Source organism: Microbacterium hydrocarbonoxydans (assembly GCF_011752045.1).
Classification (GTDB): domain Bacteria; phylum Actinomycetota; class Actinomycetes; order Actinomycetales; family Microbacteriaceae; genus Microbacterium.
This window is the reverse complement of sequence record NZ_JAAKXW010000006.1, coordinates 97005-111039: the sequence shown is the minus strand read 5'-3', so window position 1 is coordinate 111039 and position 14035 is coordinate 97005. Positions and strand designations below refer to the sequence as shown.

At 70.8% G+C, this 14035-nt stretch carries 14 protein-coding genes; 2 read left to right on the top strand and 12 right to left on the bottom strand.

All coding sequences use genetic code 11. The features are described 5' to 3' along the window. Window positions 1-12: 12 nt before the first annotated feature. The 10 genes from G6G98_RS16905 to G6G98_RS16860 all read right to left on the bottom strand — a co-directional run bounded on the left by G6G98_RS16905 (window position 13) and on the right by G6G98_RS16860 (window position 10106). A complete protein-coding gene (locus G6G98_RS16905) occupies window positions 13-945 on the bottom strand; it encodes a dihydrodipicolinate synthase family protein (protein WP_067357432.1) in 933 nt (310 codons plus the stop codon). Further along, window positions 942-2381, bottom strand: coding sequence for an NAD(P)/FAD-dependent oxidoreductase (locus G6G98_RS16900; RefSeq protein ID WP_164234840.1), 1440 nt, complete (start codon window positions 2379-2381; stop codon window positions 942-944). The genes G6G98_RS16905 and G6G98_RS16900 overlap by 4 nt, the downstream gene beginning before the upstream one ends. After that, on the bottom strand, window positions 2378-2623 hold the full coding sequence (locus tag G6G98_RS16895; protein WP_067357438.1) for a (2Fe-2S)-binding protein: 246 nt from the start codon (window positions 2621-2623) through the stop codon (window positions 2378-2380). Before G6G98_RS16895 ends, G6G98_RS16900 begins: the two co-directional genes overlap by 4 nt. After that, a complete protein-coding gene (locus tag G6G98_RS16890) occupies window positions 2620-3780 on the bottom strand; it encodes an NAD(P)/FAD-dependent oxidoreductase (RefSeq protein WP_243842180.1) in 1161 nt (386 codons plus the stop codon). Before G6G98_RS16890 ends, G6G98_RS16895 begins: the two co-directional genes overlap by 4 nt. An 80-nt stretch (window positions 3781-3860) precedes the next feature. Continuing rightward, window positions 3861-4526 (bottom strand): GntR family transcriptional regulator, encoded by a 666-nt coding sequence (locus G6G98_RS16885; protein WP_067357444.1) that lies wholly within the window; start codon window positions 4524-4526, stop codon window positions 3861-3863. Between the two features lie 57 nt (window positions 4527-4583). Then, window positions 4584-5339, bottom strand: coding sequence for a GntR family transcriptional regulator (locus G6G98_RS16880; RefSeq protein WP_067357446.1), 756 nt, complete (start codon window positions 5337-5339; stop codon window positions 4584-4586). A 9-nt stretch (window positions 5340-5348) separates the two neighbouring features. Further along, window positions 5349-6176, bottom strand: a complete 828-nt coding sequence (locus G6G98_RS16875; RefSeq protein ID WP_164234842.1) for an inositol monophosphatase family protein — start codon at window positions 6174-6176, stop codon at window positions 5349-5351. Window positions 6177-6243: 67 nt separating this feature from the next. Then, window positions 6244-7269 carry an extracellular solute-binding protein gene (locus tag G6G98_RS16870; protein ID WP_067357452.1) on the bottom strand — a complete coding sequence of 342 codons (1026 nt, stop codon included), beginning with the start codon at window positions 7267-7269 and terminating at the stop codon, window positions 6244-6246. Window positions 7270-7329: 60 nt separating this feature from the next. After that, window positions 7330-9027, bottom strand: coding sequence for an ABC transporter permease (locus tag G6G98_RS16865; RefSeq protein WP_164234843.1), 1698 nt, complete (start codon window positions 9025-9027; stop codon window positions 7330-7332). Beyond that, window positions 9024-10106, bottom strand: coding sequence for an ABC transporter ATP-binding protein (locus tag G6G98_RS16860; RefSeq protein ID WP_164234844.1), 1083 nt, complete (start codon window positions 10104-10106; stop codon window positions 9024-9026). Before G6G98_RS16860 ends, G6G98_RS16865 begins: the two co-directional genes overlap by 4 nt. A gap of 203 nt (window positions 10107-10309) precedes the next feature. Between G6G98_RS16860 and G6G98_RS16855 the strand changes: the two genes are divergently transcribed. Continuing rightward, a complete protein-coding gene (locus tag G6G98_RS16855) occupies window positions 10310-11323 on the top strand; it encodes a proline racemase family protein (protein ID WP_164234845.1) in 1014 nt (337 codons plus the stop codon). Next, on the top strand, window positions 11320-12261 hold the full coding sequence (locus G6G98_RS16850; protein ID WP_164234846.1) for an ornithine cyclodeaminase family protein: 942 nt from the start codon (window positions 11320-11322) through the stop codon (window positions 12259-12261). Before G6G98_RS16855 ends, G6G98_RS16850 begins: the two co-directional genes overlap by 4 nt. A gap of 19 nt (window positions 12262-12280) precedes the next feature. Here G6G98_RS16850 and G6G98_RS16845 read toward each other — a convergent pair whose 3' ends face one another. Further along, a complete protein-coding gene (locus G6G98_RS16845) occupies window positions 12281-13246 on the bottom strand; it encodes an NAD-dependent epimerase/dehydratase family protein (RefSeq protein ID WP_164234847.1) in 966 nt (321 codons plus the stop codon). Between the two features lie 68 nt (window positions 13247-13314). After that, window positions 13315-14031, bottom strand: a complete 717-nt coding sequence (locus tag G6G98_RS16840; protein WP_164234848.1) for a DUF402 domain-containing protein — start codon at window positions 14029-14031, stop codon at window positions 13315-13317. Window positions 14032-14035 lie beyond the last annotated feature (4 nt).

Below are 14035 nucleotides of genomic sequence, written 5' to 3'. Positions count from 1 at the left end.
TCGTCACATGCGTCACGCGACCGCCGCCGAGCGCGCGGCGAGTGCGGCGAGCGCGCGCTCGGTGTCGGCCGTCACCTGGGCTCGCTGCTCATCCGAGAGCGGACCGCGCGGGGGACGCGTCGGTCCGCCATAGGAGTTGCCGCAGATGTCCATCGACAGCTTGATCGCCTGGACGAACTCGGTGCGCGAGTCCCAGCGGAACACCGCGACCAGCTGCTCGTAGAGCGCCTTGGCCTCGTGCCACTTCCCGTCGCGGCAGAGGTTGTAGAGCTCGACGGCCTCACGCGGGAACGCGTTCGGGTAACCGGCGAACCAGCCGACGGCTCCGTTGACCATGAGCTCGAAGAGCACGTCGTCGGCACCGGCGATGATGTCGATGTCGCAGAGCTCCTTGATCTCGTAGACGCGGCGCACGTCGCCGGAGAACTCCTTGATCGCGACGACCTCCGGGATCTCGGCGAGCCGCGCGACCAGGGACGGCACCAGGTCCACCTTGGTGTCGAACGGGTTGTTGTAGGCCATGATCGGCAGGCCGACCTTCGCGACCTCCTCGAAGTGCGCGATGACCTCGGAGTCGTTCGCGCGGTAGATGGTCGGCGGCAGCAGGAGCACCCCGTCGGCGCCGTCCTCGCGGGCGTGCTCCGCCCAGGTGCGCGCCTGGTGGCTGCCGACGCCGTGCACGCCCGCGATCACGATGCCGCGGCCGTCGACCGCCTCCACGGCGACCTGGATCACCTTGCGGCGCTCCTCGTCGGTCAGAGAGGAGTACTCGCCGAGGGAGCCGTTCGGCCCGACGCCGCGGCATCCGTTCGCCATCAGGAAGTCGACGTGCTCGGCGAATCGGTCGTAGTCGACGGCGAGGCCGGCCGGCGCGGATGCGTCCTCCTTGAACGCGAGGGTGGTGGCAACGACGACGCCGCCGAGGTCCATGGTCTGCTCAGTCATATCTGCTCCTGTGTGCTGTGAGCCTGTGTGGGGTGAACTGCTTCGGCGTGTGTGGCCGATTCGGCCGCATGCCCGGGGTCGAGGGCGGCGGTGGTGCAGTGCGCGGCGAGTTCGCCGATGCGCACGGAAGACAGGACCGGTCGGCGGTCGATGCCGATCGGGGTGCCGAGGATCTCCTCGACGCTGCGGCCGCAGGTGCGGCCCTGGCAGGCGCCGAGACCGGCGCGGGTGGCGAGGCGCATGCCCCGCGAGGAGGCGTGCGCGTACTCCCGGACGGTCGCCTTCGTCACCGATTCGCAGCGGCAGACGACGGTGTCCTCGTCGAGCCACGCCGTCCAGCCCTGGTGGATGCGGTGCACGCCCAGCCGGAACGCGAAGGCGCGCATCCGGCGTCGCGCCGCCAGCGGCGCGCGATAGCGCAGGTCGGCCTCGGCGACGCCCGCCGCAGCGAGCCCGGCGATCTCGCCCTCGGCGAGCGCGGCATCGGCTCCGCCGATCCCGGTGACCTCTCCCGCGGCGTACACGCCGGGGACGGAGGTGAGCTGCTGGGAGTCGACGCGCACGAAGCGGTCGGAGGTGATCTCGCAGCCGAACTGGATCGCGGTCTCCAGGCGCGGCGTGAACCCGTGCCCGAGGGCGACGGCGTCGCAGTGCACCGTCCGCTCCGTGCCCGCGATCGGGCGCCAGCGCGCGTCGACGCGCTGCACCGTGACCGCCTCGACCGACGACACGCCGTGGATGCGCGTGACGGCGCTGCCGAAGCGGTAGGGCGTGCGGGAGCGCACCAGGGAGGCCAGATACGAGCCGAGCTCGCCGGCCTTGCCCGCCGCTGCCGTGAGCTCCCAGGGCCGCGCACCCCAGCCCCGCAGGACGGTGCCGGCGGATGCCGCCTCGACCACCTCCGCCACTTCTCCGCCGAGCAGGGAGATGCTCTGCGCCACAGGAAGCAGGAACGGCCCCGCTCCGGCGACGACGGTGCTCCTGCCGAGCGCGATGCCGTCGCGCTTGGCCAGCGCCTGCGCCGCGCCGGCGGAGGTCACGCCGGGAAGCGTCCAGCCGGGCACGGGGAGCACGCGGTCGTGCGCGCCGGTGGCGACGACGACGGCATCCGCCTCGAGGATCTCGCCGCGGCGATCGGCGGCATCCGCCGGGCCGATCAGGGCGTAGACGCGCAGGGGCGACCCGGGTTCGACGCGCCACACGCTCGCCGACGACAGCACCCGGACGCGGTCGAGGCCTCGCCGGAGCTCGTCGAAGCGACCGAGCTGGTGCTGGAGGCGGCGGTCGGTGAACCGGGGATGATGACGCCAGAACTGCCCCCCTGCCCGCTCGCCCTCGTCGACCAGCACGACGTCGGCCCCGCCTCCCGCCGCCGCGGCAGCAGCGGCCAGGCCCGCAGGCCCGGCGCCGATCACGATGACGCGCGCGCCGCTCATGCCCGCGTCTCCCGCTCGACCACGTCGCCGTCGCACGCGGTGCGCTGACAGGCCCGCACGCCTTCGACGCCGTTGACGGTGACGATGCAGTCCTGGCAGATGCCGATGCCGCAGAAGATGCCGCGCTCCTGCCCTGCCGCGTCCCGCCACGTCCGATGCCCGCCGGAGAGCAGGACGCCGGCGATCGTCTGGCCCTCGCGTCCGGTGAGCGCTTCGCCGTCGAAGCGGATGCCGACGCTCATGCGGCCGCTCCCTGGAGGCTGCTGCGCGAGGGCAGGAAGGGGGTCGGGTCGAGCGGAGCCGCGGTGCCCAGGACGGCGTGCGCGATGAGCGCGCCGGTGGTCGGGGCGAGGCCGATGCCCGCCCCCTCATGCCCTGCGGCGTGGAAGAGGCCGGCGACGCCGGGGTCCGCGCCGATCGCGGGCAGGTGGTCGGGCGCGTAGGGGCGGAAGCCGAAGTAGGTGCGCAGCAGCATCGTGTCCCGCAGAAAGGGGAAGAGGCGGGTGGCCTTCGCGGCGATCTCGGAGAGCGGCGGCAGCAGACCCTCATCGGAGAAGCCGACCCGCTCCCGGCTCGAGCCGATCAGCACCGTTCCCGAAGGGGTCGACTCCACCACGGTGGACGTCTGCAGCGCCGCATCCCCCGATCCGACGGCGCTGACATAGTCCGCGTCGTACACCTTGTGGAACACCCGCTGGGGCATGGCCGTTGTCACGAGGATCGTTCCCCGCCGAGGGCGGATGTCCAGGCGCGCGCCGAACAGGTCTGCGGTGGCGCCCGCCCAGGGCCCTGCGCAGTTCACCACGGCGTCGGCGTCGATCCGGCCTCCGGACGTGAGGACCGCGCGCACGCGGCCGCCGTCGACCACGGCGCCGGTGATCTCCGCGATGCGGAGCCGGGCGCCGAAGTGACGGGCACGGGCGAGCATGGCCTGCGCGGCCAGGCTGGGCTGCACCTGCGCGTCGTCCGGGTAGTGCACGCCGAGGGCCACGTCGGGCGCGAGGTTCGGCTCCGCCGCGCGCAGCGCCGCGTCGTCCAGCACCTCGGCGCGGATGCCGATCTCACGCTGCTTCTTCGCGAACCGCTCCAGTGCCGCGGCACCCCCGGCGAAGGCGACGACCACGCCGCCCTTCGCCTCGAACTCGGTGGCGGGCTGACCGGGCACCCGGTCGGCGTCCAGCCGGGCGGCGAGCTCACGCCAGGCACGATTTGCCTCGATGGCCATCAGCGCCTCGGCGCCGGGCTCCTTGTCGGAGACGAGGATGTTGCCCTCGCAGCGGCTCGAGGTCTCGCCGGCGACGCCGACGCGGTCGACCACGATCACCTCGGCGCCGGCCTCGGTCAGCGCGAGCGCGCAGGCCGCGCCGATCGCACCCGCACCGATCACGACGATCCTCATCGTCCGCCCTTCCTCATCGAAAACCATGTGACACGTGACATATTACTCTCCCGGAGCGATGATCACCACCCCCAGCGGACTCAGCGCTCGTCGCGCCCGCTCCACACTCCTCCGACGTGGCGGATATGGCGGCGCATGAGCTCCTCGGCGGCCTCCCCGTCACCCGCCACCAGCAGGTCGACGAGCTCGGCGTGCTCCAGCGCCGTGGACATCAGCTCGTCCGATTCGGCCAGGTGAGCCAGGCCCAGGAGCCGCGTCTGCTGACGCAGCTCGCGCACGACCTCGACGAGCCTACCGTTGCCTGTGGCCTCCAGCGTGCACAGGTGGAAGGCCGTGTCGGCCGCCAGATACTCGGCGAAGCGGCCTTCCCGGCCGGCGGCGACGATCTCTTCGGCGAGTCCGCGCAGCCGGGCGACGGTCTCGGCATCCAGTGTTCCGGCGATCTGCCGCATCGGCGGCGCCTCGAGGAGCAGGCGGACCTCGCACAGCTCCTTCAGCTCCTGATCCGAGACCTCCGTGACCTCGAAGCCGCGGTTGCGGAGCGGACGCAGGAACCCGCGCCGCGCCAGGTTGAGCATCGCCTCCCGCACGGGCGTGGCGCTCACCCCGAAGTCGCCCGCGAGTGTCGGCACCGTCAGCACGTCTCCTGGCGGGATCTCGCCGGAGACGATCCGTGACGCCAGCTGCTCCTCCACCTGCTCGCGGAGGCTCTCCGCCGGCGTGGTGATCGCCGTGAACCCGCTCACCGCTCTCGTCCCTGGAATGTCATGTGGCACATGCTACTCTCGCGCGACCGGCGCTTCTCAGGCGCCCTCGGGCACCTGGGTGGTGAACGGGCTGGGGCTGGCCGCGGCGTTCTCCACGACGAAGGTCGCTCGCTCCGGCAGATAGCGATTGTCGGTGACGTCGATGATGCGGCCGCCCTGATCGAACGACGTGCGCCGCACCCGGAGCAGCGGCCCCCCTTCCGGCACCTCGAGCCAGCGCGCGTCCAGCTCGTCGGCCGCCACCGCATCGATGACGTTGCGCGAGCGGGTCGGGACGACCCCGTGCTCGCGGAAGATCCGATAGATGCTGCTCGATTCGAGGTCGGCCGCGAGCAGCTGCTCGCCCACCTCCTTGATGTAGACGCTCCGCTCGAGCATGACGGGCTCGTCCCCGAAGCCGCGCATGCGCACGACCGCCACGACGGGGCTCGCCTCGGGCACATCCAGCGCGAGGGCGAGGGACGGATCAGCGAGCTTGCGACTCACCTCGATCACCCGCCCGCTCGGGACCCGGCCCATCGACTCCGCCCATTCAGTGAAGGAGATGTAGGTGTCGAAAGGCTGGGACGGCACGATCTTGCGGATCCTCGGCGGCGCCCCGCGCCCGCCGGTGATGAGCCCCTCCGCCCTGAGCAGGCCGAGGGCCTGACGCACGGTGCCGCGGGAGGCGTCGAACTCGTCGCGCAGCTTCTCCTCGCTCGGCAGCCGCATCCCCTCGGCCCACTCCCCCGACCGGATGCGGTCGGCCATCACCGCGTAGATCCGCGAATAGAGGGGATGCTGCGACGCCATGCCGTTACCCTACCGTCCGGCTCCGGACGGCATCGGGCCGGCAGGCGTCGGAGTGTTGAGGACGTGGATCACCCGGGCGTGCAATGCCGGGGTCGCCGCGGCGACGCAGCCGCGGGGCGGTGCGAGCGTGAGCGGGGAGCCGTCGGCATCCGTGATCCGCCCCCCTGCGCCCTCGACGATCGGCACGAGCGCGCACACGTCGTAGGCTCCGATCCCTCCGCTGTACGCGGCGACATCGATCGCACCGGCGGCGAGGCGACCGAATCCGTAGGACGCAGCGCCGAACACGCTCCAGGCTGCGAGCGCGCTGAGGCTCCGGAATCCCTCCCGGTGCTCATCGAGCACGTTGTCCGGCTGGCTCCAGCTCAGTGTCGCCCCGGAGAGGTCCTTGCGCCCGCTGGTGCGCACCGGCTGCCCGTTGAGCGTCGTCGCCCGCCCCTGCACGCCCACCCAGCGCTCGCGCGACACCGAGGCGTCGATCATCCCGATCACGGGGACCCCGTCGCGGCACAGGGCGACGAGCGTCGTGAACACGGGGACGCCGGCGACGAAGGACTTCGTGCCGTCGATCGGGTCCATGATCCAGACGAACTCCGCGTCCGCCTGCTCCGGCTCGAACTCCTCCCCGATGATGCCGTGCTCGGGGAAGCGCCCGCGGATCATCGAGCGCAGATCCGCCTCCACGCCGCGGTCGAACTCCGTGACCGGGCTGCGGTCGGCCTTCGTCTCGAACCGTCCGTCGTCGTGCCGCTCGGTGAGGACGCGGCGCGCCGTGTCGCCGAGTTCCTGGATGAACTCGAGGAACTCGGCGAGCTGGGGGTGCTGGGCGAACGTCATGCCCTGCCTTTCGATCGTCGTCGTTGCGGCGGTGCGGGACCTGTCCGGTCCCGCACCGCCAGGGGTCTCAGAGCGCGGACCAGTAGGAGAGGAAGTCCTGACGGCCCTGGACGTCCTCCTCGCCGTGGATGTCCACGATCTCGAGATCGTCGAGAGGCGTGAACTCGACGAACTCGGTCACGTCGATGTCCTCCCGACTGGGGCGGCGGAACGACTGCGCGAGGTTCTCCTCCTGCGTCTCCTTGGCGAGGATCACGTCGACGAGCGCCTTGGCGCCCTCCGGGTTCGGGCCGCCCTTGACGATCAGCACGGCGTCGTGCTCGACGAAGGTGCCGTCCTCCGGGTACACCATCTCGATGCCGGCCTGACCGCCGGCGACGTAGGGGTAGATGTTCGACTCGTAGCCGATCGACACGGCGTACTCGCCCTGCGCGACCGCGGGGTACACGTTGCTCGAGCTCTCGGTGATCTCGAGGTTCGCCGCCAGTTTGGCGAAGTCCTCCTCGCCGAGCACCTTGTAGGCGCCGTAGAGGGCGGTGAGCGCCGTGGACGACTGCGCGGGGTCGGCGGAGATGATCTTCCCCTTCCACTCCGGCTCCGTGAGCTCCTGCCAGGTGGTCGGCGGCTCGCCGCCCTCGATCTGGTCGGTGTTCACCATGAGAGCGACGACGTGGGTGTTCGTCGCCGTCCAGCGCTCTTCAGGGTCGACGAGCTCCTCGGGGATCGCGTCGGCCTCGGGCGACCGGTACGGCTCGATGAAGTCGGCATAGGGCTCCAGCACGGCCGCGGGAGCGCTGTAGAAGACGTCGGCCGCCGGCTCGGCCGCCTCGGACTCGATGCGCTGCAGAAGCGGGCCGGAGCTTCCGGCGACGGCGTCGACCTTCAGAGCCGGGTCGTGCGCCGAGGCGGCGTCCGTGACCACGCCGATGACGGTCTCGTTGTTCGAGCTGTACATCACGGCGGAGAGCGGGCCGGTCTCGCCGCCCCCTCCGGAGCCGCCGGCGTCGCCGGCGTCACCGGACGCGCAGCCGGCGAGAAGGAGCGCCGTCGCGGTGGCCAGGGCGCCGAGGGTGGTGATTCGTCGAATGGGCATCATTGCTCCAATGTGTCGGGATTCGGGTGTTCGGGATGTGAGGATTCGATGCTCGGGGGGTCAGGTGAAGAGCCGGATCTTGAAGACCTTGGTCGCGATGGCGATCGGCACGATCGCGAGGAGGATCAGGATCAGTCCGTAGGCGGCGGCCTGGGCGTTCAGCCCGGTGTTCATGAGCTGGAACACCTTGATCGTGATCGTCTCCCTGCCCGCCGAGTACACGACGAGCGACGCCGAGAGCTCGCCGATGATGGTGACCCAGGTGAGGACCGTGGCCGCGGCGATGCCGGGGATCATGAGCGGGAGCACGACGTTCAGGAACGAGCGGAACGGCGGCACGCCGAGGCTGACCGAGGCGTCCTCGAGGGAGTCCGGGATCGCGTGCAGCGTCGCCGAGGCGTTGCGCACGCCGTGCACGAGCCGGCGGATCACGAACACGAGCACGATGATCGCGGTCGTGCCGGAGAGCGTGAAGATCCCCCCTGGGCCGAACGCCGTGATCATGCCGATGCCGAGGACGGTTCCGGAGAGTGCCATCGGCAGCATCACGAGGTAGTCGAGGAAGGGCGTGAGGAAGGTCTTCTTCTTCACGATCAGGACGGCGACGATCACGCTGACGAAGACGCCGATGAGGCAGGCCATGGCGCCGAACCCGATGGTGTTGAGGATCGGCTGCGGTTCGCGGGCCAGCACCTTGGTGACGTTGTCGAGCGAGAACTCGCCCCAGCGCAGCACCGGTCCGGTGCTCTTCGTGAACGCCATCGCCGCGACCATCGCCAGGGGCAGCGTGGAGGCGATGAGGATGAGCGCCGCGATCGTCGCGAGGACCGCGCCGGAGGCACCGCGCAGGCGGATCGGTACCCAGGAGCGCCCCTGGACCATCTCGTACTTGCGCTTGCCGACGGTCATCCGCTGGACGAACAGCACCAGCGCGACGATGGCGATCGCGACGGTCGCGAGCGTGGACTGCATGAGCGGGTCGCCGCCGGTCTCGGCGAGGAAGGCCCGGTAGGTGAGCGGGGCGAGCAGCTCGACCTTGCCGCCGATGATGGTGGAGGTCGCGAAGTTGCCGATCGTGAGCGTGAACACCACCATCGAGGTGCTCGCCACGGCGGGGAAGATCGCGGGGATCATCACGTTCAGCCGCGCGGCCAGCGGCGAGGAGCCCAGGCTCATCGCCGCCTCCTCCAGCAGCGAGTCGAATCCCTTCAGCGCCGCGAGGGTGCCGAGGTAGACGTACGTGTAGTACAGCAGCGGCAGGATCAGGATGAGCCCGCTCCAGCCGTACAGCGTCGGCAGCTGGATGCCGAGGACGTCGCGGACGAACCTGGTCAGGAACCCGTTGTTGCCGAGGAACATCAGCCAGGCCTGGGTGACGATCACCTCGGGCACGAGGATCGCGGTGACCGGCAGCACCGCGACGGCGGCCTTGCCCCAGAACGAGAAGCGCGCCGTGAAGTAGGCGAGGAAGACGCCGAGGGCCGTCGCCAGCAGGGTGACGATCGTGGCCAGGAGCAGGGTGTTGCCGACGGCGGTGAGATACGTCGGGTCCGCGAAGAACTCCGCCCAGCCGGCGAGCGGGTCCCCGGAGCTTCCTGAGAACGACTTCATCAGCACGTTCAGGATCGGCCAGGCGACGAAGAGCAGGGCCAGCAGCACGGCGCCGATCGTGAGCGCGAGCCAGGGCGAGAACTCCCGCCGGCGCTTCTCCTGGACGATGCGGTACGCCTGGGTCTGCGGCTCCGTGGATCGGCTCATGATGCCAGGACCAGCGTCTCGTGCTCGGGGAAGAGCACCACCACGCGGTCCCCCGCCGAGAATCCGCGGCTCGTCGCCGGCTCGGAGGTCTCGACCTCGGCGCCCGTGGAGAGGCGGATGCGGTGCTGCTGACGGTGTCCGAGATACTGCTGCCGCACCACCTCCCCCGCGAGCGCCGTCACCCCCTCGCCTGTTCTCTCGTCGGCGGCCAGTACGCGCAGGTGCTCCGGACGTGCGATGGCGAAGGCGTCGCCCGCCGCGAGGTCGGTGCGCCGCAGACCGCGCAGGGAGACGTCTCCGAGCGCGACGGTGATCCCGCCGCCGGCCGGGCCCGCCGACGCCTCGGGAACCGTGACGCGCAGCACGTTGGCGGCGCCGATGAAGTCGGCCGCATAGCTGGACACCGGCACCCGGTAGATCTCAGACGGCGTGCCGAGCTGCTCGATGTTCCCGGAGCGGAAGAGCGCGATCCGGTCGGACATCGCCAGCGCCTCCTCCTGATCGTGCGTGACGAACACCGTCGTGATGCCGACCTCGCGCTGGAGATCCATGATCGATTCCCTGATCTGGAGGCGCAGCTTGGTGTCGAGCGCCGACAGGGGCTCGTCCATCAGCAGCACGCTGGGACGGATCACCAGCGCCCGCGCGAGGGCGACCCGCTGCCGCTGACCTCCTGAGAGGGCGCCGGGGTGACGCTCGGCGAATCCGGCCATGCCCACCCGTTCGAGCGCCTCCATCACCCGCGTCCGGATCTCCGGCTTCGGCGTCCTGCGGGCCTTCAGCCCGTAGGCGACGTTGGCGGCGACCGTCTTGTCGGGGAACAGAGCGTAGTCCTGGAACATCATCCCGATGTTCCGCCGGTGCGTGGGGACCTGCGTGACGTCGCGGTCACCGAAGGCGATCCGCCCGGAAGCGGGAGTGATGAAGCCGGCGATCGTGCGGAGCAGCGTCGTCTTGCCGCACCCGGACGGACCGAGGAGCGTGAAGAACTCGCCGTCCTCGACCGTGAGGTCCATGTCGGAGATCACGGTGTTGTCGCCGTACGTGACCGTCAGGCGGTCCACATGAATTGCCGTCATGTCTTTCCTTCGCAGCTCCATCGCCGGGGTACCTGTTCGCACAGCGTAGCAAGGAATCAGCGATCTTGTACAGATAACTTTGCCATTATGACGAGGGAATCAGAAGGATCTGACGCCAGCCGCTCCGAATCCACCATTTCAGTATGTATTACTTTGCCCAGCTACCGGCTAGTGTTGTTGCCATCGCACCGAGGGAGAAGCCCATGAACGAGCGCTACGCGACCGTCGACTACCACACAGCCGGCGAGCCCTTCCGGATCGTGGCCGAGACGCCCTTCGAGATCCTGGGGGACGACGTGCCCGCGAAGCGCCTGTTCGCCATCGGCTCCCCCGAGGTCCAGCGGGCGCGTCAGATCCTCTGCTTCGAGCCGCGCGGCCACGCCGACATGTACGGATGCTTCCTCGTCGAGCCGGATGACGACGGAGCGCACTTCGGCGTGCTGTTCTGGCACAAGGACGGGTTCTCGACCGCCTGCGGCCACGGCACCATCGCGCTCGGCGTCTGGGCGATCGAGACGGGAAGAGTCGCCGTCGATCCCTCCGGCAGCACCGACGTCGTGATCGACGTGCCTTCCGGGCGCGTGACCGCCCGCGTGCACACCGACGACGAGGGCGCCGTCGTCGCGGTCGACTTCATCAACGTCCCGAGCTACGTGCTCGCCGAAGACGTCCCGGTGTCCACCTCCCGCGGCGACCTGCAGGTCGACATCGTCTTCGGCGGCGCGATCTACGCCCAGATCGACGCACGCTCCGCCGGTCTCTCGGTCGTCCCAGGGCAGGCCGGCGAGATCATCGCGCTCGGCCGGGAGATCAAGCAGGCTCTCGACGGCGGGGCGCACGCCGCGCACCCCGAAGACGACCGTCTGAACGGCATCTACGGAACCATCGTCTTCGAGGACCTCGGCGGTACGGATGCCGTGCACCAGCGCAACGCGACCGTCTTCGCCGACGGCGAGCTGGACCGGTCGCCGTGCGGTTCGGGCACCTCGGCGCGGGTGGCCGCGCTGACCGAGTCCGGCGTCCTTCCCCCCGGAGGGACACTCCGGCACGGTTCGATCGTGGGCTCCGAGTTCACGGCGTCCGTCGTCGGCTCGGCTCGCGTCGCCGGCCGCGACGCCGTCGTGCCTCAGGTCACCGGCATGGCGTTCCGCACCGGCGAGCACGTCTTCGTCGTCGATGAACGCGACGCCCTGGTACCCGGGTTCGTGCTGCGATGAACACGCTGCCGTTCCTCGACGCCGACGCGGTGAGCCGCGCGCTGCGTCCCGCAGAGGCCGTGCAGGTGCTCCGCGACGCCCTCGCCGGAGGACTCGCTCCCGAGCACGATCTCAGGCGCACCGCCGCTTCCGTCGCCAGCGGAGAGTTCCTGCTCATGCCGTCGCAGACCCCTTCCGCCGCGGGCGTCAAGGTGATCACGGTGGCACCCGCGAACCCGGCGCGACAGCTGCCCCGCATCCAGGGCGTCTACATCCTCTTCGACGCGGACACCCTCGCTCCCCGCGCGGTCATCGACGGCCCCGCACTCACCGACCTGCGCACCGCCGCGGTGTCCGTTGCTGCCGTGCGCGACGTGCTCCGCGCCCGCCCTGCGCCGCTCAGGGCGGTGTTCTACGGCGCAGGCCCTCAAGCCGCCGCTCACCTGCGCACCATCGTGGACGTCGTCGGCGATGTCGCATCCGCGACCGCCGTCGTGCGGAATCCTGCAGCGCTCCCATCCGGCCACGCCTTCGACGACGTGCTCAGGGCGGGGAGTCCCGAGGCCCGGGAGAGGACCGCCTCCGCCGGGGTCATCGTCTGTGCGACCACGGCGCGCGTCCCGCTCTTCGAATCGGAGCTCGTCGCCGACGATGCGGTGGTGATCGCGATCGGCTCGCACGAGGCGGACGCGCGGGAGCTGCCGTCGGCGCTGCTCGGGCGCGCCGACGTCATCGTCGAGGACGTCGGCACCGCCCTGCGCGAAAGCGGTGACGTCGTGATGGCCGTCGCCGAGGGCGCGATCACCGAGGACTCGCTGATCCCGCTGGGGCCGCTGGTGCGCGGCGAGGCCGCTGTGCGGGGTGATCGGCCGGTGGTGTTCAAGAGCTCCGGGATGTCCTGGGAGGACCTCGTTCTGGCCGAAGCCCTGCTCGGACGGTCGCCACAGCCCGGATCGTGACCTCTCGGTCCCGTCGTCGTCATTCCAGTTCCCGGAGCAGGGCGAGCTCCTCGTCGCGGCGCAGACCTGCCCGGCGCTCGCGATCGACGCCGCGCTCCCGCTCGTCGTCGACCACCCGCGCGATCGTCTCCGTGAGCGGGCGCGGCGCGCCCCCGCTCCGCAGGAACAGCGCGTTCGAGCGGGTCATGAACCCGGTCATGTCCGCCGGCAGCCACAGCGGCAGCGACCGGTCCCCCGCCCAGAACTGCACGCCTCGCTCGATGAGCCGGTCCTCCTCTCCGACGAGGACGGCACCCGAGTGCCCCGCAGCCGCGCGGACGCGAGCGAGCACGTCCCCGAGCGGGTGCACATCGCCGATCGCGTTCACGGCTCCGGTGAGCGTCGTGCGCACGATGTACGCGGCGAGATCCTCGACGTCGATCACCTGCACGGAGCGCCCGTCGAGCGGCGGGAGGAGCACCGGCCCCTCGCCGGCACGGAGGAACGCCGCCGCCCAGTAGCCGAAGCGGTCGCTGGGGTCGCCGTCGCCGACGATGAGCCCCGGACGGACGACGAGGGCACGGTCGCCGAGGGCCCGCACGGCATCCTCTGCGGCCGACTTCTGCGCACCGTACTCGTACGGGTCCCCAGGAACGGCGGGCGGATGCCGAGGCGAGGACTCGTCCGCATCGACCGACGCATCGTCGGAGTAGACGGACATCGACGAGACGTACGTCCAGCGTGCCGCCCGGTCGCCGAGGGCCGCCACGGCCGCGGCGACGTGGTCGGACCGCGAGGAGATGTCCACCACGTGGTCCCAGTCGCGGCTCGACAGCGCGGCGTAGGCGCCGGGATCGTCGCGATCTCCGACCACCAGTGCGGCGCGCTCCGGCGCGGGACGGCCGCCGCGGGCGAAACAGGTCACGTCCGCGCCCGCCTCCAGCCAGTGCCGGGCGATGCGACCGGAGAGCCAGCCGGTGCCGCCGAGGATGAGAACCTTCGTCATGCGTCCATGTCAGCAGCATCCGGGCAGCGCGGGAAGCGATTCCGCCGTGAGCAGAGCGGACGCCGGCGTCAGAGCGTCCGCAGCTCGTGGATCCAGGCGAGTTGCGGCACGGTCCACGACGGATCGGGGCGCCATCGCACCCACTCCTCGTCGAAGGGCCAGTCGCCGTCCCGGAACGACGCGATCGCGGCATCCGCGTGCCTCTCGATCTGCGCGGCCTGCGCCGAGGTGAGCCGTCCCTGCGCGATCGCGGCGACGACCTCGTCCTCGTCCTTCAGGTGGGCCGACCCGTCGGGTTCGATCCACACGTCCAGGATGTGGTCGGACGAGTAGGTGGCGTGCTCGGTGCGCAGGTGCGCGTTCTCCAGGTTCACGTACCACCCGGAGAAGTCCCAGTCCGCTCCGTCGGCGTGGTTCCAGAACAGCCACACCGACCAGGCGACGCCTGCCGGCGCGATGCGCAGGATGCCGCCACCCCACCACTCCTCGACGATCCGGGTGCGCGGATCGACCCAGCGGCGATCGAGCGGCACGGTCCGCACCCGCTCCCCTGCCGGCGTCCCCTGTCCTTCCTGCAGCGTGCCGGGTGCGAGCCACGCGACGAGGCCGCGCTCGTCGTCGCGAACGACGCGCATCGGTGAGATCGTCGAGGCGTCCCCCGGCTGCCATCCGGGCGCCCGGTAGTGCCAGTCGATCTGATCGCCGGGCGCGAGGAAAGGCCCGGCGCCCATCGGCCGGCTCCCCTCCGGCACGGCCGCCGGGGTGCTCTGCGGGAGGATTCTCATCCCG